This window comes from Streptomyces sp. NPDC048650 (assembly GCF_043199095.1).
Classification (GTDB): Bacteria; Actinomycetota; Actinomycetes; order Streptomycetales; family Streptomycetaceae; genus Streptomyces.
In genome coordinates, this window is sequence record NZ_JBICVM010000018.1 from 1 (window position 1) to 23,143 (window position 23,143).

The window sequence follows — 23,143 nt, forward strand, 5'->3', positions numbered from 1 at the left end:
GTGTCGGCGAGCTCCTTGAGCTCGTCGTCCGGGCCCCCCAGCTCGATCCGCCGGTGCAGGTCCGAGCCGGCCACCCGCTGGGCGGTACGCGTGATGCGGCCCAGCGGCGACAGCACCCGCCCGGCCATGGCATAGCCGAAGGCGAAGGCGACCACCGTCAGCCCGAGGAGTGCCAGCAGGGAGCGGTTGAGGAGGGTGTTGAGCGCGATGGTGCGCTGGTGGTCCAGGCACTGGTTGACGGCGTCCTGGAGCAACGGCCCGTAGGTGTTGGTGGGCAGGTCGCAGATGTCACTGGTGGACTGGAACTTGCCGCCGAGGATCTTCAGCGGCAGCGCACTGCCGTCGTGCAGCGCGTCCGCGGCCAGCATGTAGATGATCGTCAGCAGCACGATGCCGGCCATCAGGAACATGCCGCCGTAGAGCAGCGTCAGCCGTATCCGGATCGTGGGGCGCAGCCAGGGGAAGGGCCGGACGTTGACCGGCTGCGGATCCCAGGTGGGCTTGGGCGGGGTGGTGGGCGGCGGCGTGTGCGGCTTGGAGAACGAGGGCAGGGAAGGCATCGCCGGTCAGATCCGGTATCCCGAGCCGGGGACCGTGACGATCACGGCGGGCTCGCCGAGCTTGCGGCGCAAGGTCATGACCGTGACCCGGACGACGTTCGTGAACGGGTCGGTGTTCTCGTCCCAGGCCTTCTCCAGGAGCTGCTCGGCCGAGACGACCGTGCCCTCGCTGCGCATCAGCACCTCCAGCACCGCGAATTCCTTGGGCGCGAGCTGGACCTCGTTGCCGTCCCGGAAGACCTCACGGCGGTTGGGGTCGAGCTTGATCCCGGCCCGCTCCAGCACGGGCGGCAGAGCGACCGTCGTACGACGTCCCAGGGCGCGCACCCGGGCGGTCAGCTCGGTGAACGCGAACGGCTTGGGAAGGTAGTCGTCCGCACCGATCTCCAGGCCCTCCACCCGGTCGCTGACGTCACCGGAGGCGGTGAGCATCAGGACCCGGGTGGCCATGCCCAGCTCGACGATCTTGCGGCAGACATCGTCGCCGTGCACGAGCGGCAGGTCGCGGTCGAGGACGACGACGTCGTAGTCGTTGACCGCGATCCGCTCCAGGGCGGCGGCACCGTCGTAGACGACGTCGACAGCCATGGCCTCCCGGCGTAGTCCGGTGGCCACCGCATCGGCGAGCAGCTGCTCGTCCTCGACGACGAGAACACGCACGTCGCTAGTCCTTCCTCAGGGCCCTTTCGGGCAGGGCACATCAATGTCTCAGAGCCCTTCCATCCTGCCCCGAAGAGCCATAAACCGGCGGTAAGAGGGGTGGGGGCGGGTGGAGGGCGGCTTCCGGGGGGGGGCCGGCAACCGGATCCCCGCGGGTTCGCGCGGGGATCCCCGCGCGCGTTGAGGTTTCCGTGAGGTTCGGGGTGGGGAGGACGACTGCACACCCGCGATCACGCCCTGTTGGCGTCTCACGACGGCTGATCCACCGCAGGGACCACGCCGTGATCGACCCACCCGTCGGCACACCCCCGTGCCACCGACCCACGACGAGGGGGCGCACCATGGACGCGTTCACCGCAGGCATTCTGCAGCGCATAAAGAGCACCGAAGCCGATCTGGACCGGGCCCGCGCGTCGGGCGACGACTTCCTCGCCGAGGTCGAACAGGCAGAACTCGAGGACCTTCAGCGCCTGGCCACCGAGCACGGCGTGGAGGTCCGCGCGGTCAGCACCGCCTGACCTCCCGGCCCCTCCCGGCCACCCACGACGGGAGCGCCCCGACACCGCACGACCGGGTGCCGGGGCGCTTTCGTGTGCCCGTGGCGCCTCCGGCAGGGCTCAGTCGTGCCAGGCACCGAGCTCGTCCAGGAGGGGCTGCAGCTCCGCGAAGACCTCCGGCGAGGCGGCCACGGTCAGCTCGCCGGAGGCGGCCCGGCCGGGACGTCCCCCGGTGAGCGCACCGGCCTCCTGGGCGATCAGCACACCGGCCGCCAGGTCCCAGGGGTTGAGTCCGCGCTCGTAGTAGGCGTCCAGCCGGCCGCAGGCCACATCGCACAGGTCGATGGCGGCCGAGCCGGCCCGCCGGATGTCGCGGACCCGCGGCAGCAGGGTGCGGACGACCTCGGCCTGGCCGGCCCGGCGGTCGGTGAGGTAGCCGAAGCCGGTGGCGACCAGCGCCTGGGAGAGCGGCGGCGCGGGCCGGTGGCGGATGCGCCGGCCGTTGTTGAACGCGCCACGGCCCCGGACCGCGTGGTACGTCTCGCCGCGCATCGGGGCGGCGACGACGCCGGCGACGGTCTCGCCGTCCTTCTCGGCGGCGATGGACACCGCCCAGGAGGGAAGATCGTAGAGGTAGTTGACGGTGCCGTCGACGGGGTCGATGACCCAGCGGACGCCGCTGCTGCCCTCGACGCTGGCGCCCTCCTCCCCCAGGAAGCCGTCGTCGGGCCGGCGCTCGGCGAGGAAGCCGGTGATCAGCTTCTCGGAGGCGATGTCCATCTCGGTGACGACATCGATGGGGCTGGACTTGGTGGCGGCCACGCCCAGGTCGGCGGGCCGGCCGTCGCGCAGCAGGTCGCCCGCGCGACGGGCGGCCTCCAGCGCCAGTTCGATGAGTTCGTCGTGAAGGGCGTCGGTCTGCGTCGGGTCGGGCACGTTGCTCCTTGCTCGGGCGAGCGGTGGTCGGCGGGCGTACGGACGTAGGGACGTACGGGCTTGCGCGGGCGCTCGGGGCGGGCTGCGGGGACTACGCCTGGGCCTCGGCGACCGGGCCGTGCCAGTCCGCTCCGGCGGCGGCCGGACGCGGCGCCCGCGCGGGGCAGCAACCGACCGGGCACAGGTCGTGGGAGGCGCCGAGGGCGCCCAGGGCGCAGCGCTCCGGGGAGCGGCCCCGCTCGGTGGCCGCGCGCTCCAGGAGGAGGTCGCGGACGGCCGCGGCGAACCGCGGGTCGGCGCCGACGGTGGCGGACCGGGCGACCGGCAGCCCCAGCTCGGCGGCCTTGGCGGTGGCCTCGGTGTCCAGGTCGTACTTGACCTCCATGTGGTCCGAGACGAACCCGATGGGGGCCATGACGACGGCGGAGGCGCCCGCGGCGTGCACCTCTTCCAGGTGGTCGCAGATGTCCGGCTCCAGCCAGGGGATGTGCGGGGCGCCGCTGCGGGACTGGTAGACGAGCTGCCACGGGTGGCGCACCCCGGTCTCCGCGTGCACGGCGGCGGCGATCTCGCGTGCGACGTCCAGGTGCTGGGCGACGTACGCGCCGCCCTCGCCGTCCGGGGTGTGCTCGGCGGGCGTGCCGGAGGTGTCGGCGGCGGCCGTGGGGATCGAATGCGTGGTGAAGGCGAGATGCGCCCCCTCACGGACGTCCTGCGGCAGTTCGGCCAGCGAGGCCAGCACGCCGTCGACCATCGGACGGACGAAACCAGGGTGGTTGAAGTAGTGCCGGAGCTTGTCGACCTGCGGCACGGGCAGCCCCTCGGTCTCGAGGGCGGCGAGCGCGTCGGCGAGGTTCTCGCGGTACTGCCGGCAGCCGGAGTACGAGGCGTATGCGCTGGTCGCCAGGACGGCGATGCGGCGGTGGCCGTCCCGGACCATCGTGCGCAGCGTGTCGGTCAGATACGGCGCCCAGTTGCGGTTGCCCCAGTGGACCGGCAGGTCCAGGCCGTGCTCGGCGAAGTCCTTGCGCAGCGCGTCCAAGAGCTCGCGGTTCTGCGCGTTGATGGGGCTCACGCCGTCGAACAGGAAGTAGTGCCGGCCGACCTCTTTGAGGCGCTCACGGGGGATACCCCGACCGCGGGTGACGTTCTCCAGGAACGGGACGACGTCATCGGGGCCTTCGGGACCTCCGAAGGACAGCAGCAGGAGGGCGTCATAGGGGCGGGGGTCGCACTGTTCGGGCATGTCACCGATCCTGCCACCCTTCCCCCGGTGCGGCGGGGAGACCCCCTGAGCGCCCGGCGGGCCGGGGGGTCGCGGAATCCTGGAGGCGCCGGCGCGACACCGCCCGTAAGCTGTATCGGTCCCAGTCATTCCTTACCGGCTGTATTCCTCACCGAACCCGGTCCGCATCCGGAGCACCCGTTGCCCAGTCCCTACCGCGCCATATTCGGCCGCCCCGGCACCAAGTCCTTCTCCGCCGCCGGGCTGCTGGGCCGGATGCCCCTGTCGATGATGGGCATCGGCATCGTCACGATGGTCTCCCAGCTGACCGGCCGCTACGGCCTGGCCGGAGCGCTGTCCGCGACGGTCGCGCTGTCGGCGGCCGTCATCGGCCCGCAGATCTCCCGGCTGGTGGACCGGCACGGCCAGCGGCGGGTGCTGCGCCCGGCCACCCTCGTCGCCCTCGCCGCGGTCGCCGGACTGCTGCTGAGCGCGCAGCAACGCTGGGCGGACTGGACGCTGTTCGTCTTCGCGGCGTGCGCGGGCTGTGTGCCGAGCGTGGGCTCGATGGTCCGGGCACGCTGGGCCGAGATATACCGGGGCTCGCCGCGGGAGCTGCACACGGCGTACTCGTGGGAGTCCATCGTCGACGAGACCTGCTTCATCTTCGGCCCGATCCTGTCCATCGGGCTGTCGACGGCGTGGTTCCCGGAGGCCGGCCCGCTGCTGGCCGGTGCCTTCCTGGCGGCCGGCGTCTGCTGGCTGACCGCTCAGCGCCGTACGGAACCCCGCACGCACCCCCGCGAGCAGCACACCAAGGGCTCGGCGCTGCGTTCGCGGGGGCTGCAGGTGCTGGTGGTGACGTTCGTGGCCACCGGGGCCATCTTCGGGGCGGTCGACGTGGTGACCGTCGCGTTCGCCGAGGAGCTGGGCCACAAGTCGGCGGCCAGCCTGGTGCTCGCGGTCTACGCGCTCGGCTCCTGCACGGCCGGCGCGGTCTTCGGACTGCTGCACCTGAAGGGGCACCCGTCCCGCCGCTGGGTGGCGGGGGTCTGCGCGATGGCCGTGAGCATGGTGCCGCTCCAACTGGCCGGCTCGCTGCCGCTGCTGGCACTCGCGCTGTTCCTCGCGGGCCTGTCCGTCGCACCGACGATGGTGACCACGATGGCGCTGGTCGAAGAGCATGTGCCGCAGTCCAAGCTGACCGAGGGCATGACGTGGACGAGCACCGGGCTCGCGGTCGGCGTCGCGCTCGGCTCGGCGGCGGCCGGCTGGGTCGTGGACTCCCTCGGGGCCGCCCGCGGCTATCTGGTGCCCGGCGCGGCCGGTGTACTGGCCGCGCTGGTGGCGCTCGTGGGCCACCGTCGGCTGCGCCCGCAACCCTCGGCGCCGGGCACGGCCGTTGCGCGGCCGACCCCCGTGGCGGCGCAGCCGGACGAAGAGCCGGTCGGCTAGCCGGCGGCCGCCATCGAAGTGCCGCCTCCCTGGCACCCCGACCCGCCCGTTACCGCCGGTACGACATGTCCCGGAGCCGGGCGATTCCGGCCGATTCCTTGATCATGTGATTCCCGTCACCCCCGCTGGATGTCGCATCGGTGACTGACATCATGCGCTGACACCAACGGCGGCCGAACTCGGCCTGCCCGCGCGGAGGGAGGGGACGTCACCATGGCAGCCAGCAACGCCGTCGGCGGCTCGGGAGGGCGCGGTCCCAGTGGGGCGTGGCGCAACTGGGCGGGCAATGTCACCGCCCGTCCCGCACGGACCGTCGCCCCGGCCGGTACCGAAGAGGTGGCGGCCGCCGTGCGTGCCGCCGCCGCGGACGGGCTGACGGTGAAAGCGGCCGGCACCGGCCACTCCTTCACCGCGGCCGCCGCCACCGAGGGGCTGCTGATCCGCCCCGAGCTGCTGACCGGCGTCCGCAAGGTGGACCGCGAGGCCGGCACCGTGACGGTGGCCGCCGGCACGCCCCTCAAGCTCCTCAACGAGACGCTGGCCGCGCACGGGCTGTCGCTGGCCAACATGGGCGACATCATGGAGCAGACCGTCTCCGGGGCCACCAGCACCGGCACACACGGCACCGGCCGGGACTCGGCCTCCCTCGCCGCCCAGATCACCGCCCTCGAACTCGTCACCGCCGACGGCTCGGTGCTGACCTGCTCGGCCGAAGAGAACCCGGAGATCTTCGCGGTGGCGCGGCTGGGCCTGGGCGCGCTGGGCGTGATCACCGAGCTCACCTTCGCCGTGGAGCCGGAGTTCCTGCTGACCGCCCGCGAGGAGCCGATGCCCTACGCCGAGGTGACCGGCCGGTTCGACGAGTTGGTCGCCGAGAACGAACACTTCGAGTTCTACTGGTTCCCGCACACCGGGAGTTGCAACACCAAGCGCAACAACCGCAGCCAGGGCCCGGCCGCACCGCCCGGACGGATCAGCGGCTGGGTCGAGGACGAGCTGCTGTCCAACGGCGTCTTCCAGGTGGCCTGCAGCGTCGGACGGGCGATACCGGCCGCCATACCCGGCATAGCCAAGATCTCCAGCCGCGCCCTGTCGGCCCGTACGTACACCGACATCCCCTACAAGGTGTTCACCTCGCCGCGGCGGGTGCGGTTCGTGGAGATGGAGTACGCGCTGCCCCGCGAGACCGCCGTGTCGGCGCTGGGCGAGCTCAAGGCGCTGGTGGAGCGCTCGGACTTCAAGGTGAGCTTCCCGGTGGAGGTGCGCACCGCCCCGGGGGACGACATCGCGCTGTCCACCGCCTCCGGCCGCGACACCGTGTACATCGCCGTGCACATGTACCGCGGCACACCGCACGAGGCGTATTTCGCTGCCGCCGAGCGGATCATGACAGCGCACGGCGGGCGCCCGCACTGGGGGAAGCTGCACACCCGCGACGCCGGCCATCTCGCCGACGCCTATCCGCGGTTCGGTGAGTTCACCGCGCTGCGCGACCGGCTGGATCCCGAGCGCCGGTTCACCAACGGCTATCTGCGGCGCGTGCTGGGCGACTGACGACGACGGCAGTGGCCCGGCGCCCTTTGGGGTGCCGGGCCACTGCCGTCGCGGTCCCGGTCAGGAGGGATCCGGTGCCGGAGTCCCCTGCTCGGCGCCCTGTCCGGTCGACTGGCCGCCCTGGTCCTGGCCGCCGGTCGAACCGTCTCCGCTGCCGGATTCGTCACCGCTCCCGGAGGAGTGGTCCGGAGACGGTTCCCCGGACGGGGACGACCCGGAGCCGGGCGAGCTCTTGCCGCCGTCGGAGGGGGTCGGCGTCGGTGACCCGGTGCCGTCCCCGGGCTCACTGCTGCTGCCGGTACGGCCCGAACCACTGGGATCCGGACTGGGCTCGCCACGACGGCCGCCGTGTGTGCCGTCGCCGGTGGAGTGGTCCGGCTCCGGCACCGTGCGCCCGCCGGGCTGATGACGCCCGGCACCTCCCACGCCGGTGAGGTGACCCAGCGTGGTGCCCTGCTGACCGTCCGGCGTCGTCCCGACCATCAGCTCCGTACCGGTGACGGCGCCCATGGCGACGGCGAAGACGGCGAGGGCGCCCAGCGCCGGCCGCCTCCAGCCGCGCAGGCGGGTGCCGTACGTCGCGGTGCTGACCTCCGCGGGCTGCGCGGCGACCTCGGGCCGTCCGGCGTCCTCGGTCTCGCCGGGCCAGGGCAGTACGGCGGTGGCGTCGGCCGCGCGCGGGGGCGCCTGGCCCAATGCCATCGTCCGCTCGTCCAGTCTCGGCACCAGCTGCCGTCGGTCGGCGGGCCGGTCGGCACCCACGGCCGCGGTCGGCCGCAGCGCCCGCGTCGCCTCGTCGGACCGCGGCGCCGGATGGGCACCGGCGGGGTCGCGGCGGTACGCCTGGGTGGCCTGGGGAAGCAGCCGGGTGCGGTCCGGGTCGGGACCCGGGGTCCTGGCAGCGACGGCGGTCACATCGTCCGGCGCGCCGTCTCTGTCGAAGGTCGGCAGCACCATCGCGCGCTCGGCACGGGCCGCCGTTCCGGTTGTGGATCGAGGGTGGGCGGAAGAGGAGCGGCGCGGCTTCGGCCTGGTGGTGACCGTCGCCTCCTTCAGCTGCTCGCCGGTACGCCGGAACAGATGCTGGAATATCGAGCCACCGGTCGTGGCCACGACGCTGACCACGCCCGCGCCGATGATGGTTCCGTACACCCCGAGCCGCCCCGCGAGGAACGCGGCGATGGCCGCCGCGAGAGCACTGCCCGCGACCTGGGCGATGCTCAGGTCGATCCGCCTCTCCTTCTTCTTGCGGTCGCTTTCGGTTTCTTCGTCCATCTCCAACCTTTGATAGCCCCTTCGATCCAGCTTGCACGGAGAAGTGACCTTTTGGCGAAGCGGATGGTTCCGATTCTGGAGATTCTGTGAATATGACCACCTGTGACGGCGGTAGAGAGATCGACAAGGCGACCCAACTCCGTTACCCCCTCGCACGTTCGGCGGCGCGGCGGTCCACCCCAGTGGCCCAAATGGAGTACTGTGGCGAGCCCTGGCCCGGGATCCCGTCCGGCTGCCCGGATCTGCGGGAAGGGGCCCTCACGGCGGCGCCCGACCTGGAGCACCGCCGCTCGGCACGGGTGATCGGTCGCCGGGAACACGACATGGTCACCGCACGTTGCAAACTGGTAACTGTGTCATTTACGGCGTTTCTGGGCCAAGGCTCGACTCGCCGGGTAACTCGGCAATGTTGTGGCAGGCTGCACCCGGGCAGGCCACACTCGACTAGCGGAAGCAGCGACGCACGTGACGTCGGCAGGCACCACCCGGGAGGTCCCCATGCCCGAACTGCGTGTCGTGGCCGTCTCCAACGACGGCACACGGCTGGTGCTCAAAGCTGCGGACAGCACCGAGTACACGCTTCCGATCGACGAGCGGCTGCGCGCCGCGGTCCGTAACGACCGCGCACGCCTCGGCCAGATCGAGGTCGAGAGCCACCTGCGCCCGCGGGACATCCAGGCGCGGATACGAGCCGGCTCCTCCGCTGAGGAGGTCGCCCAGCTCGCCGGCATCCCCGTCGACCGGGTGCGCCGCTTCGAGGGCCCGGTGCTCGCCGAGCGCGCGTTCATGGCCGAGCGGGCCCGCAAGACACCCGTACGGCGCCCCGGCGAGAACACCGGGCCGCAGTTGGGTGAGGCCGTCGCCGAACGGCTGCTGCTGCGCGGCGCCGACAAGGACAGCGTCCAGTGGGACTCCTGGCGCCGGGACGACGGCACCTGGGAAGTGCTGCTGGTCTACCGTGTCGCGGCCGAACCGCACTCCGCGTGCTGGACGTACGACCCGCCCCGGCGGCTCGTCCAGGCCGTGGACGACGAGGCACGCGCGCTGATCGGCGAGAGCGACGACACCCCCGAGCCGAGCTTCCCGTTCGTGCCCCGCATCGCGCGCCTGCCGCGCGACCGGCCGCTGGACCGCGCCCTGGACCGTCAGATGCCGGACCGCGGCGAGCGGTCGGCGCAGGCGGACGACGAGGAGAGCGGGCCGCGGACGGCGGAGCAGGCCACCGGCGAGCGTGAGCGTGACTCGCTGACCAGCCTGCTCGAGGCCGTACCGAGCTTCCGCGGCGACATGGTCGTACCCGAGACCGTCAAGGCGCCGCAGAACGACGAGGAGCCGGAGGAAGAGCTGGAGGAGCCGGCCGCTCCGGCGGCGAGCGCAGGGGCGGGTTCCGCGTACGCCGATGTGCTGATGCCTCGGGCGGTGGCCGGGCACCGTGATCGGCTGACCGGGACGACCGACCGGCAGGCGGAGGCGGACGGCGTACGGCCGGGTCGCCGGGCCGCCGTGCCGAGCTGGGACGAGATCGTCTTCGGCACCCGGCGCAAGAAGCCGGAGTAGCCTCCGCCCCGCCGCAGTCGCCGTGCGCCCGCCCCCTGGAGCCAGGGGGCGGGCGACATGCTTGTCGGGGGTGGCTGCGGCCGCCCCGCCGGATCAGCCCGGCTGGGCGCCGGTGGCCACGGGGCGGGACGGGTCGCCGGACCACTCGCTCCACGAACCGACATACAGCGCGGCGGGGACCCCTGCCACCGCCAGGGCGAGCACCTCCTGGGCGGCGGAGACGCCGGATCCGCAGTAGACGCCGACCTCGGCACCGTCGGTGGCGCCCAGCGCCGCGAACCGCTTGGCCAGCTCGGACGCGTCGCGGAATGTGGTGCCGCCGTCGACGAGGTTCTCCGTCGTCGGGGCGGACACGGCACCCGGGATGTGGCCGGCGACGCGGTCGATGGGCTCGACCTCGCCCCGGTAGCGTTCGGCGGCGCGCGCGTCCAGGAGGACACCCCGGCGCGCCAGGGCGGCCGCCTCGTCCGCCGTCAGCAGCGGCATCGCACCCGGGGCGGGGGTGAAGTCACCGGACCGCGGAGTCGGCATGTCGACACTCATGGCGCCGCCGGACTCGCGCCAGGCGGCGAGCCCGCCGTCGAGCACCCGGACATCGGGATGACCCGACCAGCGCAACAGCCACCAGGCGCGTGCCGCGGCCCAACCCTGGCCGCCGTCGTAGACGACCACGGGGCGGTCGGCGCCGACGCCGGCGGCCCGCATCGCGGCGGCGAAATCATCGAGGTCGGGGAGCGGATGGCGGCCCGCGGGGCCGGGGGGCGAGGCGAGCTCGCCGTCGAGGTCGACGTAGACCGCGCCGGGCACGTGTCCGGCCTCGTACTCCGGACGGCCGGGCGGGCCACCGAGCTGGTAGCGGACGTCCAGGAGCACCGGAGCGGCGGTCCCCGCCAAGTCGCTCGCGAGTTCGGTAGCGGTGATGATGGCATTCATGGGCCCCATCCTTGCGTAGCGGTGGCTACGCACAGAAGACGGGAGCCCACCCTCCGTACGGCGGAGTTGCGTGCGTTGACGCCGCCACCAGAACGGATGAAAACCAGCAAAACGGGCATTCTTCCTCGCGAACGCGGCAAGGACGGCGCGGCCGGGGCACACAGCAGGTCACAGGGTGCGAGCATCTGCACGGGACCCGCGCCCGTACCCCCATGGCCAGCCCCCGACGCCCCGAGGAGCAACAGACGATGACGACCGAGGCAGCGACTCGGCGGATGCCCGGCGCGCCCTGCTGGGTGAGCCTCCTGGCACACAGCCTGTCCGCGACGCAGGAGTTCTACGGCGCGCTCTTCGGCTGGGAGTTCCGCCCGGGGCCGCAGCATTTCGGTCCGTACGCCCGCGCCTGTCTCGACGGGCTGGAGGTGGCCGGGATCGGCGAGCTGACCGGCGGCCGCCGGCTGCCCGTCGCCTGGACCACCTACCTGGCGAGCGACGACGCGGATGCCACGGCCGAGCAGATCCGTTCCTGCGGCGGCACGGTGGCCGTCGGGCCGCTGGATGCGGACGAAGCGGGGCGGATGGCCATCGGTTCCGACCCGCACGGCGCGATCTTCGGCATCTGGCAGGCCCGGTCGATGCGCGGAACCGCGGTCACCGGCGAGCCGGGCACACCGGTGTGGAACGAACTCGTCACCCAAGAGACCGGTGTCGTCGAGCCGTTCTACGAACGGGTCTTCGGCCTCGAGCCGGACCCCGTGGACAGCCCCGGCCTCGATTACCGGACACTGCGCATCAAGGGAGCGCCGGTGGCCGGGATCCATGGCGTGGGAGCCGGCCCGCTGCGGGACCGGGGGCCCTACTGGATGACGTACTTCGCGGTCTCCGACACCGACGCCGCGGCGCGCCGGGTCACCGAACTGGGCGGGCGGGTACTGCGGCCGGCCCAGGACTCCGCCCACGGCAGGGTGGCGACGGTCGCCGACAGCGAAGGCGCGTCGTTCACGATCATCCAGAAACACTGACCGCCACGGCGCAGCGGCCTAACGGGGCGCGTCGACCGGCAGGACGTCCGGGGAGAGCGCGGCCGCACGGGCGGCGGCGGAGGTCTGCCGACGGCGGTGATGGCGGCGGCACAGCACCTCGTAGCCGACCTCGGCCTGCGCACGCGCCGCATCGGGCCCGGCGACATCGCCGACGACGACCTGTGCCCCTTCCACGACCATCCGGCCGTCGACGGTACGGGCGTTGTGCGTGGCCCGCGCGCCGCACCAGCACAGCGCCTCGACCTGCAACACCTCTATCCGGTCGGCGAGTTCGACCAGCCGCTGCGAGCCGGGGAAGAGCTTGCTGCGGAAGTCGGTGGTGATGCCGAACGCGAAGACGTCCAGATCCAGGTCGTCGACGACGCGGGCGAGCTGGTCGATCTGGTCGGGGGCGAGGAACTGCGCCTCGTCGGCGATGACGTAGTCGACCCGGCCACCGGAGGAGAGCAGGCCCACGATGTGGGCGTAGAAGTCCGTGCCGTCCGCCGCCTCGACGGCTTCGGTGACCAGGCCCAGGCGGGAGGAGAGCCTGCCGTGCCCGGCCCGGTCGTTGCGGCTGAAGATCAGGCCCTGCAGCCCGCGGGCCGAGCGGTTGTGCTCGATCTGCAGAGCGAGGGTGCTCTTTCCGCAGTCCATCGTTCCGGAGAAGAACACCAGCTCGGGCATGGGAGGCAGCGGGCCTTTCGGGCTCGTGGGGGAGGGAGGGGCAGGGACCGGGCGGGTCAGGTACGGACTTCCAGGAGCGGCACCAGCTGCTCCGCGGGGGTCATGGAGCCGTGCAGGCCGACCATCGCCGACTCGCCCCGCTCGCGTTGGGACGCGATGATCGCCATGTCGGCGTGCGCGACCGCCACCACATCGCCGATCCGGCCGTGCACCCGGTCGTCGACGTGCGGCCCGAACCACCCTGCGGCAATGGCTTCTTCGCGGCTCGCGACCCACATCTGCTCGCCGACCACCTCGCGCCAGATGGCGAGCACGTCGCCGGCCGCACCCGGCTGGGCGTAGACATGGCGGGCCCGTCCCTCGCCGCCCAGCAGGCGCACCCCGGCGCTCAGTTCCCAGTCCTCGTCGAAGTCGATCCGGGACTCGGGGTCGAAGGGGATGTCGATCATGCCGTGGTCCGCGGTGATGTACAGCGCGGAGCGCGGCGGGAGTTGCTCGGCCAGCCGCTGCGCGAGCCGGTCGACGTACATCAACTGGCCGCGCCAGGCGTCGGAGTCGACGCCGTAGCGGTGTCCCTTGCCGTCGACCTCGGAGTAGTAGGTGTAGACCAGCGAGCGGTCGCCGGCGGCGAGCTGTTCGGCGGCGAGGTCCATCCGCTCCTCACCGGAGAGCCGGCCGTGGAAGGTGCCGCCGCTGAGCGCCACCTTGGTGAGCGGCGTGTGCTGGAAGTCCGGGGCGGAGACCTGGCAGGTGTGGATGCCCGCGGCATCGGCCAGCTGGAAGACCGTCGGGTGGGGCTGCCAGTCGTACGGGTCGGTCCATGGCTGCCAGCGCAGCTGGTTCATCAGCGCGCCGGTGGCCGGGTCCTCGCAGGTGTATCCGGCGAGTCCGTGGGCGCCCGGCGGCAGGCCGGTGCCGACGGAGGCGAGGGAGGTGGCGGTGGTGGCCGGGAAGCCGGCGGTGAGCGGGCGGCCGGTGCCGTTGAAGGAGGTCGCCAGGAGGGAGGTGAGGAACGGCGCCTCCTCGGGGTGGGCCCGCAGCAGTTCCCAGCCGAGGCCGTCGACGAGGAAGACGCAGGCGCGGTCGGCGGGCGCCAGTTCCATCGAGGTGGCGAGATCCCGCACTCCCTGGCCGGCCACGACGGCGGGCAGCAGATCGGCGAGGGAGCCCGTGCCGTACCGGGGCACGGGGGCGGTGAGCGGGTCGAGGGGTGCTGGTTCGGGCCAGGCGGAGGCGGTGTGCACCATCAGCGGGGGCTGGTGGTGGCCGCGGTGGCCTCGGAGAGCGCCTGGGCGAAGGTGAGCGTCTCGCGGACCGAGTCCGGACCGTCGCCCGCCTCGCTGACCCGCAACGACAGGTCGTCGGCGGTGGAGGAGCCCGTGTAGCCGTGGTCCGCCTCGCAGTTGGGGTCGCCGCAGCTGGCGGGCTCCAGGTCCAGGCGGGCGACGGCGCCCCAGCCGATGGTGAGGACGACCTCGCGGGGCAGCTGGCCCGGGGTGTACGACTCGGGATTGGCGACCACGCGGCTGAGAACCACCGACGAGATCCGGCCGAGCTTGACGGACTCCGTGGAGGTGGTGGCGTACGGCGACGGGCTGGTGGCGTCGGCGGCCTGCTCGTCGGTGTGGCTGACGATGAAGCGGGTGCCGGTCAGCACCAGGACGGTGACATGGCGACGGACCTCGTTGGCGTCGAACGTCGTCTCCTGATGGACGAGGTACGACACGACCGGTTCGCCGCCCACCGCGGCCTGCACCGCCTCGGCCACGAGCGTCGGGTAATAGCCACTGCGCTCGATCGCCGCGCGCAGCCCCTGGGTCGTCGTACCGGTCTTAGCCATGGAGTCCATCTTACGGGGCTCACCGGGCCGCGAGAGCCTCAGTAGACGGGTAGGCGGCGGGGCCCGAGGTCGGTGGTGGCGGGGGGACGGGCGAGCCGGACGGAGGCTCCCAGGACGGAGAGGCCGTGCGGGGCCACGACGACCGGCTCGAGGTCCACGCCGACGACCTCCGGGTGGTCGTCGACCAGTCGGGAGACGCGCAGCAGCAGATCGGCGAGCGCGGTGGTGTCCACCGGCTGCGAGCCGCGCCAGCCGAACAGGAGGGGGGCCGCGCGGATCGACCGGATCTGGTCGGTGACATCGCGGTCGGTGGCCGGAATCAGCCGGTGGGCGATGTCGCCGAGCAGCTGGGAAGGGGCACCGGCCAGCCCGAAGGAGAGCACGGCCCCCGCGGCCGGGTCGATGGCGGCGCTGATGACGGTGTCGACGCCGCGCGGCACCATCGCCTGGACGACCGGGCGCAGCACTTCGGGCGAACCCAGGAATTCGGTCAATTCGGCGTAGGTACGGCGCAGTTCGCTCTGGCCCGCGATGTCGAGGCGGACGCCGCCGAGGTCGGCACGGTGCCTGAGATGCGGGGCGGTGGTCTTGAGGGCGACCGGGAAGCCGAGCCGGACGGCGGCGCGGACCGCCGCGTCGGCGTCGGGGGCCGGCAGGGCGGGGCGGGTGCGGATGCCGTAGCGGGCGAGGAGCTCCCCGGCGTCGTCGGCCGGCAGCCGGATGGAACGGCCCGGGTCGACACCGGGGGTGAGGCGGCCGAGCAGCCGCTCGATGTCGTCCCCGGCGGCCGTCTCCTGGATGTCGTCGTACTCCGGCACCCGGCCTGGTTCGGCGGCCCCCCGGCGCCAGGCCGCGTAACGCACCGCCTCGGCGAGCGAGCGGACGGCCCGCTCGGCGGCCGGGTACGCAGGGATGCGGACGGGTGCGGGGCGGGGACGCGACGGGGCCGGGGCGGCGATCTGGGCGGGCGCGGAGGGCCGGGCCGGCGGGCGCGGGGGGTGCGGCGGGTAGACGGGGCGCGGGGGGTGCGGCGCCGTCCGGACGGGGCCGTCGTTCGACGACCGTGCGGGAGCGCCGGGGTCGGACGGGGGCGCTGCGGCGGGCGGGGCCTGCGCCGGTTCCCGGGGCGGGGCCGGCGGACCGTCCTGGGACGGGGCCGTCGGCCCGGATGGCTCCCCCGGTGCCGCCAGGGTCTCGGCCAGGCCCTCCATCGCCAGGTGGACGACCGTCACCGGCTTGGCCGGGTCGGCGGCGGCCGCGGCACGCAGGGCGGCGGCGAGTGCGGCTCCTTCGCTCGCACCGGGAACGGCGCCGTCCGCTTCACCCACCCAGGGAATGGCCGTGACGACGACGGCGTCGCAGCCGTCGCGGGCGAGCGACTGGGCGAGCGCGGCCCGGAAGTCCTCCGGCGTCGCGGCGGGCGCCAGCACATGGGGGCGCAGCGGGCGCAGGCCCTCGGTCAGGCAGGCGTCGTAGGCGAGCAGCGCGAGTGACTCGGAGTTGCCCAGGATGGCGATGCGCGGGCCGGCCGGCAGCGGCTGCGAGGCCAGCAGCAGCCCGGCGTCGATCAGTTCGGTGACCGTGTCGACGCGGATCACGCCGGCCTGCTGCATCAGGGCGGCGACGGTGCTGTCGGGGATCCGGACCGTGGGCACGGTGTGGCCCGGCGGGGCGGTGCCGTTGTGCCGGGCGCCCTTGGCCACCACGACCGGTTTGACGGCGGCGGTGCGGCGGGCCAGCCGGGCGAATTTCCGGGGGTTGCCGATGGACTCCAGATAGAGGATCACCACGTCGGTGTCCGGGTCGTCGAACCAGTACTGGAGCAGGTCGTTGCCGGAGACGTCGGCACGGTTGCCCGCCGAGACGAAGGCGGAGATGCCGGCGATGCCACCGTCCCCGGGGCCGCGCGCGTGCAGCCCGCTGAGCAGGGCGATGCCGATCGCGCCGGACTGCGTGAACAGGCCGATGTGGCCGGCACCGGGCATCTGGGGCGCCAGGGAGGCGTTCAGCCGGACACTCGGGGCTGTGTTGATCATGCCGAACGCGTTGGGGCCGATGAGCCGCATGCCGTAGGAGCGGGCCTGGCGGAGCAGGGCGCGTTGGCGCTCGCGGCCCTCGGGACCCGCCTCGGCGTAGCCGGAGGAGAGGATCAGCACGCCCTGGACGCCGTGCTCGCCGCAGTCGCGGACCGCATCCGGGACCCGGTCCGCGGGGACGGCGATGACCGCCAGATCGACCGGGTCGGGAATCTCCCGCAGCGAGCGGACGGCGGGCACGCCTTCGGGTTCGAGGCGGTCCATGTCCTCGGGGAAGGCGTGGTTGACGGCGTGGGCGCGGCCGGTGAAGCCCGAGTCGAGGAGGTTGCGCAGGGCGGAGCGGCCGACCCCGCCGGGGGCGCGGCCCGTCCCGATGACGGCGACCGAGCCCGGGGCCAGCAGGCGCTGGACGGAACGGGCCTCGGCCCGCTGCTCGCGGCCGCGCATCACGGCCATCGACTGTTCGGTGGGCTCGAGGTCGAATTCCAGCCGGACGACGCCGTCTTCGAAAGTGCGCTTCTGGGTGTACCCGGCGTCCGTGAACACCTTGATCATTTTGGAGTTCGCGGGCAGCACCTCGGCGGCGAACCGGCGGATGCCGCGCTCGCGGGCCACCGCGGCGATGTGTTCCAGGAGCGCGGAGGCGACGCCGCGGCCCTGGTGGGCGTCCTGCACCAGGAAGGCGACCTCGGCCTGGTCGTCCTCGGGGTCCTTGGCGGGCAGGCCCTGGTCGTTGATCCGGTCGTAGCGGACGGTGGCGATGAACTCGCCGCCCACGGTGGCTGCGAGACCGACCCGGTCGATGTAGTCGTGGTGGGTGAATCGGTGGACGTCACGGTCCGACAGGCGCGGGTAGGGCGCGAAGAAGCGGTAGTACTTCGACTCGTCCGAAACCTGTTCGTAGAAGGAGACCAGCCGCTCCGCGTCGTCGGGGGTGATCGGGCGGATCCGCGCCGTGCCGCCGTCGCGCAGCACCACGTCGGCTTCCCAGTGCGTCGGGTACGCGTGGTCCGGCTGCGTCTGCATGCGGACAGCGTACGGCGGGGCATCGCCAACCGGCTCGGTGTGCGTACGCTCGGTCCCGACGGAGGACTGCCGGAGCACTCCTGGCAGCGTGAGAGACTGGTCTAGACAACAGTCACGCGACTTGAAGGGCATCACCATGGCTGAGCGCCGCGTCAATGTCGGCTGGGCCGAGGGGCTGCACGCCCGCCCCGCCTCGATCTTCGTCCGCGCGGCCACCGCGTCCGGCGTCCCGATGACGATCGCCAAGGCCGACGGCAACCCCGTCAACGCGGCCTCCATGCTCGCGGTCCTGGGCCTGGGCGCCCAGGGTGGCGAGGAGATCGTGCTGGCCTCCGACGCCGAGGGCGCGGACGTTGCGCTCGACCGCCTGGCGAAGCTCGTCTCCGAGGGCCTGGACGAGCTCCCCGAGACCGTCTGAGCCCGTCCGAGACCGTCAGGTTCTTCCTGACCGCTCTGCCCGCGGCCCCGTCGCGGTGACCGGAAACGGCCGCCGCGGCGGGGCCGTTCTGTGGGAGCCGTTCCACTGGCTGCCCGACCGGGGTGCTCTGGTGAGGTGCTCTGCCGGCGCGCGGTCCGCTTCGGCGGCAGTCCCTTTCGGTGGCGGGCCGCCGCGCAACGTCACGCCGAAGGGCGGTTCGCCGGCCGGCGCCCGAGCGCGAAGAAATTCGGCGGGCCGGATTCGATGCGGCGTGTTCGGTGCCGGAACACCGTCCGGCCGATACGTCACCGGGCCGCTCGCATTCTGCGCACGGCACGCCGGAATAGCGAATGGCGAATAGCGAATGGCGAATTACCCGCCGCAGCCTTCACTGGGCTTCAGTAGCCTTCATACGAGGGAAAGCAAATCCCGGAAAACGGTCGATGGTGCGCGCCCTCTCGCATTCCGCACCCCTTTGTATACAGGCCGCATGTTAAGTGCGGGCACGCGCCGTGTTGACGGACCGTTTCGCATCCCTCACCGCGTCCGCGGACGGGCGGCGCAGCCGGTACACCGGGAGCGAGCGCTCGATGTGAGTCGCCATCAGGGCGCGGGCCCGTTCCGCGTCGCCGCGGGCGACCGCGTCCAGGACCGCGCCGTGTTCGTCCCACGAGTCGGCGGTCCGCGCCGGCGGCTCCACCGCGTACACCCACTCGATCTTGCGCCGTAGCTGGGTGAGCGGCGCCGTCAGGCTGGGGCTGCCGGCCGCCTGGGCGAGCGTCTCGTGGAACCAGGCGTCGAGTTGGCGCACATCTGCCGGTAGGCCGTGGCGGGCCCGGTCGCGGCCGAGCCGTACGAGACCGCGCAGCACCTTCAGATGGGCGGGGCTGCGGCGGGCGGCGGCGCGGGCGGCGCCGAGCGGCTCCAACAGCGCGCGGATGTCCAGGAGATCGGCCGCCTCCTGCTCGGTGGGCTCGGCCACGCAGGCGCCCGCGTGATGGCGGGTGGTGACGAAGCCCTCGGACTCCAGGGTGCGCAACGCCTCCCGGATCGGAACTCTGGAGACGCCGTAGCGGGCGGCGAGAATTTCCTCGACCAGCCGGCTCCCCGGTGCCAGCGCACCGGAGACGATGTCGTCGCGAATCGCCGTGCACACCGCATGCGCGGAAAGATGGCCTCGCATCGTCCGTGCCTCCGCCGTAATTCCCGGGAAACGCCGCCGATCGGCGGGTTTTCCGTGACTCTATTCGACCGGGCCGGGTTTTCCGACAGCCTCCGGAAATTCATGGATATTTTTTGGCCACGAGCGGGAGGGTCGTCGTATCTCGCGCTCGGTATGCGAAAAGCCCCGGCCGTGGGCCGGGGCTTCGCGGTGCGCGCGGGACGTCAGACGCTGACGCCGTGCGAGCGCAGGTAGGCGATCGGGTCGATGTCCGACCCGTAGTCGGGGCCGGTGCGGGCCTCGAAGTGGACATGCGGGCCGGTGACGTTGCCGGTGGCGCCGGAGAGACCTATCTGCCGGCCCGGGGTGACGCTCTCACCGACCGAGACACCGATGGACGACAGGTGGCCGTACTGGGTGTACGTCCCGTCATGCATCTTGATCACTATGTTGTTGCCGTACGAGCCGCCCCAACCGGCCTCCACCACGGTGCCCGAGCCGACGGCGTGGACGGAGGTGCCGGTGGCGGCGTGGAAGTCGATGCCGGTGTGGCTGCCGGAGGACCACAGGCCGCTGGAGGCCTTGTAGCCGGTGGAGACGTAGGAGCCGGTGACCGGGGCGACGAAGGCGTTGAGGCGCTTGCGCTCCGCGTCGCGGGCCGCACGCTCCTTGGCCGCGTGTTCCGCCGCGGCCTTCTTCTTGGCCGCCTCGGCGAGCCGCTTGGCCTCGGCCGCGGCCTTCTTCGCCACCGCCTCGGCCCTGGCGTGCGCGGCGGCGGCATCGGCGACCGCCTGCTGCGCGTCGGCCTGGGCCTCGACGCGGCTGGCGAGCTCGTCGCCCATCACGACGGCCTGCTGCAGGCCGGTGTCCTCGGCGTGCGCCTCGCTGGTGGCGGCCAGCGCCGGCGAGGCCACGGAGGCGACGACACCGGTGGCCGCGAGGGTGGCCACGCCTGCGAACTTGCGGGTCGTCCGAGCGGTGCGGCTCGGACGACGATGTTTCCCGGTGGCACGGGTGAACGCCATCTGCTGGCTTGTCCTTTCCTTCCTTCTCGCCTACCGGGTTAGCTGACGGGTTCGGAGCAGGAAGGTCTCCTACGGGCTCCTCCGGAGAGGGGACCGATTCACCCCAGGGGACATGTGGGTCCCCGGCTCCCCTGGCTCGCGCCGTACGGGGACTCGGCGATGGCTGCCCGGTGCCACTGTTGTGGCGGACTTGTGACGAACAGCCGGACCGACGCTAATCGGGACATCTTTCAATCGGCAAACAGAACCGGAGCTTTGTGCCGTACGCCACAGGGGCATCGGGCAACCAGCCGCACCATTCCGGACATACGACGGCTCCCGTGGCGGACATGCACCACGGGAGCCGCTTTGTCGAGATATGGCCGGTTGCTTGGTGACCGGCAGTCAGGCCGCCGGGATCAGCCGGTGACGACCGTCACCTTGCCGATGCCGAGTTCCCTGACCGGCTCGGCGATCTGCGCGGCGTCACCCACCAGGACCGTCACCAGCCGGTCCACGGGGAAGGCGTTGACGGCCGCCGCTGTCGCCTCGACCGTCCCGGTCTCCGCGAGCCGGGCGTACAGCTGCGCCTGGAAGTCGTCGGGGAGATGCTGCTCCACCTGGTCGGCGAGGGTGCCCGCAACGGCCGCCGCGGTCTCGTACTTCAGTGGGGCGACACCGACCAGATTCTGCACGGCGACATCCCGCTCGGCATCGGTCAGCCCCTCCGCCGCGAGCGTGCGCAGCACCTGCCAGAGGTCCTGGAGCGCCGGGCCGGTGGAGGCGGTGTCCACCGAGCCGCTGATGGCGAGCATCGCGGCGCCGCTGCCGTCCGCGGACGAGCGCAGCACCTGCCCGAAGGCCCGCACCCCGTAGGTGTAGCCCTTCTCCTCGCGCAGCACCCGGTCCAGCCGCGAGGTGAGGGTGCCGCCCAGGCAGTACGTGCCGAGCACCTGCGCGGGCCAGACCCGGTCGTGGCGGTCGGCGCCGATACGGCCGATCAGCAGCTGCGTCTGCACCGCTCCGGGACGGTCCACGATCACCACGCGGCCCGCGTCGTCGGCGGTGATCGCCGAGGGCTTCAGCGGCTCGGCGGTGGAGCCCTGCCAGGCGCCGAGGGTGTCGTCGAGCGCCGCCTGGAGGTCGACGCCGGTGAGGTCGCCGACGATCACCGCGGTGGCCGTGGCGGGCCGTACATGGGCGTCGTAGAAGGCGCGTACGGCGGCGGCATCGATGCGCTCGACGGTCTCCTCGGTGCCCTGCCGGGGCCGGGACATCCGGGAGGTGGCCGGGAACAGCTCCTTGGACAGTGACATCGCGGCGCGCCGCGCCGGGTTGGCGAGCTCGTGCGGGATCTCGTCGAGACGGTTGCGCACCAGCCGCTCGACCTCGCTGTCCGGGAAGGCGGGGGCGCGCAGCGCGTCAGCGAGCAGGCCGAGCGCACGGTGCAGCCGGGAGACCGGGACCTCCAGGGAGACCCGCAGGCCGGGGTGGTCGGCGTGCGCGTCCAGGGTGGCGCCGCAGCGCTCCAGCTCGGCGGCGAACTCCTCGGCGTCGTGCTTGTCGGTGCCCTCGGACAGCGCACGCGCCATGATCGTGGCGATGCCGTCCAGGCCCTCGGGCTCGGCCTCCAGCGGGGCGACGAGGTTGATCTCGACGGCGACGACCTGCTGGCCGGGGCGGTGGCTGGTCAGGAGGGTGAGCCCGTTGGGGAGTTGAGAGCGCTCGGGGGCCGGGAACGCCCAGGGCCTGGGCGCGCCGCCCCGGGGCTGGGGGTGGAAGTCCATGGTGGTCACGGCGGAATCTGCGCGGGTGGTGGAGTCGCTCACCGGTCCGCCTCCTCGTCCTCGGTGTCGGCGGCCGGGTCGGCCGGAGCGGTCGGCTCGGTGGGCTCGTACACGAGCACCGCGCGGTTGTCGGGGCGCAGCCGGGCCTTGGCGACCGTCTGCACCTCCTCGGGGGTGATGTCCAGGACCCGCTGGACGGCGGTCAGCGCGAGCTGCGGGTCGCCGAACAGGACGGCGAAGCGGCACAGTTCGTCGGCGCGACCGCTGACCGTCGCCAGGCGGTCCAGCCACTCGCGCTCCAACTGGGCCTGGGCGCGCTCCATCTCCTCGGGGCTCGGCCCCTCGGCGGCGAAGCGGGCCAGCTCCTCGTCGACGGCGCGCTCGATGGCGGGGACCTCCACGCCGCCGGACGTCTTCACGTCCAGCCAGCCCAGCGAGGGCGCCCCGGCCAGCCGCAGCAGGCCGAACCCGGCGGCCACGGCGGTCCGGTCGCGGCGCACCAGGCGGTTGTAGAGCCGGGAGGACTCCCCGCCGCCCAGAACGGTCAGCGCGAGATCGGCGGCGTCCGCCTCACGGGAGCCGTCGTGCGGCAGCCGGTACGCGGCCATCAGGGCGCGGGAGGGCACTTCCTCCTCGACGACCTCCCGCAGCTCGCCGCCGATGACCTCGGGCAGCGTGCCGTCGCGCGGCGGCTGCTTGCCGTCGTGCGAGGGAATCGAGCCGAAGTACTTCTCCACCCAGGCCAGCGTCTGCTCGGGGTCGATGTCCCCGACGATCGACAGGACCGCGTTGTTGGGCGCGTAGTACGTACGGAAGAACGCCCGCGCGTCCTCCAGGGAGGCCGCGTCCAGGTCAGCCATCGACCCGATGGGCGTGTGGTGGTACGGGTGGCCCTCCGGGTAGGCCATGGCCGTCAGCTTCTCGAAGGCCGTGCCGTAGGGGACGTTGTCGTAGCGCTGGCGGCGTTCGTTCTTGACGACGTCGCGCTGGTTCTCCATGGACTCGTCGTCGAGCGCACTGAGCAGCGAGCCCATGCGGTCCGCCTCCAGCCAGAGCGCGAGCTCCAGCTCATGGGCGGGCATGGTCTCGAAGTAGTTGGTGCGCTCGAAGCTCGTGGTGCCGTTCAGCGATCCGCCGGCGCCCTGGACGAGCTCGAAGTGGCCGTTGCCCTTCACCTGCGCGGAGCCCTGGAACATGAGGTGCTCGAAGAGGTGAGCCAGGCCCGTACGGCCCTTGACCTCGTGGCGGGAGCCGACGTCGTACCACAGGCACACCGCTGCGACCGGGGTCAGGTGGTCTTCGGAGAGCACCACGCGCAGGCCGTTGGCCAGCCGGTGCTCGGTCGCTGTCAAGCCGCCGGAACCGGCTCGTTCTGTGGCCGTGTGACCCATGGGCATGTACGTCCCTTCGATCCGCTTGCGAGGAAGTTCTGTCACTGTATGCAAGCGCGCCGACATCTGGCGAAGTTCCCGGACGAGCGGACCCGTACGGAGGGCGTGTGTGGCGGTC

20 protein-coding genes and 1 riboswitch are annotated in these 23,143 nt (G+C 72.6%); of the genes, 6 read left to right on the plus strand and 14 right to left on the minus strand.

All coding sequences use genetic code 11. The features are described 5' to 3' along the window. Together ACGFML_RS33545 and ACGFML_RS33550 are read right to left on the minus strand one after the other, a co-directional pair. The coding region (locus ACGFML_RS33545) for a HAMP domain-containing protein (RefSeq protein ID WP_393549427.1) at window positions 1-560 on the minus strand (560 nt) is incomplete at its 3' end. Between the two features lie 6 nt (window positions 561-566). Beyond that, on the minus strand, window positions 567-1,220 hold the full coding sequence (locus tag ACGFML_RS33550) for a response regulator transcription factor (protein ID WP_393549428.1): 654 nt from the start codon (window positions 1,218-1,220) through the stop codon (window positions 567-569). 341 nt (window positions 1,221-1,561) lie between these two features. On the opposite strand from ACGFML_RS33550, the gene ACGFML_RS33555 reads away from it, so the two are divergent. After that, window positions 1,562-1,738 carry a hypothetical protein gene (locus ACGFML_RS33555; RefSeq protein WP_393549429.1) on the plus strand — a complete coding sequence of 59 codons (177 nt, stop codon included), beginning with the start codon at window positions 1,562-1,564 and terminating at the stop codon, window positions 1,736-1,738. Between the two features lie 99 nt (window positions 1,739-1,837). On the opposite strand, the gene ACGFML_RS33560 is transcribed toward ACGFML_RS33555, so the two are convergent. Both ACGFML_RS33560 and ACGFML_RS33565 read right to left on the minus strand, forming a co-directional pair. Continuing rightward, window positions 1,838-2,653: an inositol monophosphatase family protein gene (locus ACGFML_RS33560; RefSeq protein WP_393549430.1), complete on the minus strand. Its 816-nt coding sequence runs from the start codon at window positions 2,651-2,653 to the stop codon at window positions 1,838-1,840. Between the two features lie 91 nt (window positions 2,654-2,744). Further along, the gene (locus tag ACGFML_RS33565; RefSeq protein ID WP_393549431.1) at window positions 2,745-3,899 is read right to left on the minus strand and encodes a ferrochelatase; all 1,155 of its coding nucleotides are present in this window, start codon (window positions 3,897-3,899) and stop codon (window positions 2,745-2,747) included. Window positions 3,900-4,079: 180 nt separating this feature from the next. Between ACGFML_RS33565 and ACGFML_RS33570 the strand changes: the two genes are divergently transcribed. Next, window positions 4,080-5,333: an MFS transporter gene (locus ACGFML_RS33570; protein WP_393549432.1), complete on the plus strand. Its 1,254-nt coding sequence runs from the start codon at window positions 4,080-4,082 to the stop codon at window positions 5,331-5,333. Between the two features lie 213 nt (window positions 5,334-5,546). Further along, entirely contained in the window at window positions 5,547-6,887 is a 1,341-nt protein-coding gene (locus ACGFML_RS33575) for a D-arabinono-1,4-lactone oxidase (RefSeq protein WP_393549433.1), read from the plus strand. Between the two features lie 60 nt (window positions 6,888-6,947). Here ACGFML_RS33575 and ACGFML_RS33580 read toward each other — a convergent pair whose 3' ends face one another. After that, a complete protein-coding gene (locus ACGFML_RS33580; protein ID WP_393549434.1) occupies window positions 6,948-8,162 on the minus strand; it encodes a hypothetical protein in 1,215 nt (404 codons plus the stop codon). Between the two features lie 498 nt (window positions 8,163-8,660). On the opposite strand from ACGFML_RS33580, the gene sepH reads away from it, so the two are divergent. Next, window positions 8,661-9,719, plus strand: a complete 1,059-nt coding sequence (sepH, locus tag ACGFML_RS33585) for a septation protein SepH (RefSeq protein ID WP_393549435.1) — start codon at window positions 8,661-8,663, stop codon at window positions 9,717-9,719. Between the two features lie 93 nt (window positions 9,720-9,812). On the opposite strand, the gene ACGFML_RS33590 is transcribed toward sepH, so the two are convergent. Further along, complete coding sequence (locus ACGFML_RS33590; RefSeq protein WP_393549436.1) at window positions 9,813-10,652, minus strand: sulfurtransferase; 840 nt, start codon at window positions 10,650-10,652, stop codon at window positions 9,813-9,815. A gap of 248 nt (window positions 10,653-10,900) precedes the next feature. On the opposite strand from ACGFML_RS33590, the gene ACGFML_RS33595 reads away from it, so the two are divergent. Further along, complete coding sequence (locus tag ACGFML_RS33595; RefSeq protein WP_393549437.1) at window positions 10,901-11,674, plus strand: VOC family protein; 774 nt, start codon at window positions 10,901-10,903, stop codon at window positions 11,672-11,674. 18 nt (window positions 11,675-11,692) lie between these two features. Here the strand turns inward: ACGFML_RS33595 and ACGFML_RS33600 are convergent, their stop codons facing one another. Genes ACGFML_RS33600 through ACGFML_RS33615 form a run of 4 tightly spaced genes read right to left on the minus strand, consistent with a single transcriptional unit; the run spans window position 11,693 to window position 17,263 of the window. Beyond that, the gene (locus tag ACGFML_RS33600) at window positions 11,693-12,361 is read right to left on the minus strand and encodes a thymidine kinase (RefSeq protein ID WP_393549438.1); all 669 of its coding nucleotides are present in this window, start codon (window positions 12,359-12,361) and stop codon (window positions 11,693-11,695) included. A gap of 56 nt (window positions 12,362-12,417) precedes the next feature. Then, window positions 12,418-13,608 carry an alkaline phosphatase family protein gene (locus ACGFML_RS33605; RefSeq protein ID WP_393549439.1) on the minus strand — a complete coding sequence of 397 codons (1,191 nt, stop codon included), beginning with the start codon at window positions 13,606-13,608 and terminating at the stop codon, window positions 12,418-12,420. Beyond that, a complete protein-coding gene (locus ACGFML_RS33610) occupies window positions 13,608-14,201 on the minus strand; it encodes a DUF5998 family protein (protein WP_393549440.1) in 594 nt (197 codons plus the stop codon). Before ACGFML_RS33610 ends, ACGFML_RS33605 begins: the two co-directional genes overlap by 1 nt. 38 nt (window positions 14,202-14,239) lie before the next feature. Further along, window positions 14,240-17,263: a GNAT family N-acetyltransferase gene (locus tag ACGFML_RS33615; RefSeq protein WP_393549441.1), complete on the minus strand. Its 3,024-nt coding sequence runs from the start codon at window positions 17,261-17,263 to the stop codon at window positions 14,240-14,242. Window positions 17,264-17,399: 136 nt separating this feature from the next. Between ACGFML_RS33615 and ACGFML_RS33620 the strand changes: the two genes are divergently transcribed. Then, on the plus strand, window positions 17,400-17,681 hold the full coding sequence (locus ACGFML_RS33620; RefSeq protein WP_393549442.1) for an HPr family phosphocarrier protein: 282 nt from the start codon (window positions 17,400-17,402) through the stop codon (window positions 17,679-17,681). A 493-nt stretch (window positions 17,682-18,174) separates the two neighbouring features. Here the strand turns inward: ACGFML_RS33620 and ACGFML_RS33625 are convergent, their stop codons facing one another. The 4 genes from ACGFML_RS33625 to ACGFML_RS33640 form a co-directional block, all read right to left on the minus strand. Next, a complete protein-coding gene (locus ACGFML_RS33625) occupies window positions 18,175-18,864 on the minus strand; it encodes a GntR family transcriptional regulator (RefSeq protein WP_393549443.1) in 690 nt (229 codons plus the stop codon). 203 nt (window positions 18,865-19,067) lie between these two features. Further along, window positions 19,068-19,868, minus strand: a complete 801-nt coding sequence (locus tag ACGFML_RS33630; RefSeq protein WP_393549444.1) for a M23 family metallopeptidase — start codon at window positions 19,866-19,868, stop codon at window positions 19,068-19,070. Between the two features lie 12 nt (window positions 19,869-19,880). Next, window positions 19,881-20,037, minus strand: a riboswitch (cyclic di-AMP (ydaO/yuaA leader). Between the two features lie 229 nt (window positions 20,038-20,266). Then, window positions 20,267-21,634 carry a M16 family metallopeptidase gene (locus tag ACGFML_RS33635; RefSeq protein WP_393549524.1) on the minus strand — a complete coding sequence of 456 codons (1,368 nt, stop codon included), beginning with the start codon at window positions 21,632-21,634 and terminating at the stop codon, window positions 20,267-20,269. A 38-nt stretch (window positions 21,635-21,672) separates the two neighbouring features. Continuing rightward, a complete protein-coding gene (locus ACGFML_RS33640) occupies window positions 21,673-23,025 on the minus strand; it encodes a M16 family metallopeptidase (protein ID WP_393549525.1) in 1,353 nt (450 codons plus the stop codon). Window positions 23,026-23,143: the final 118 nt, after the last annotated feature.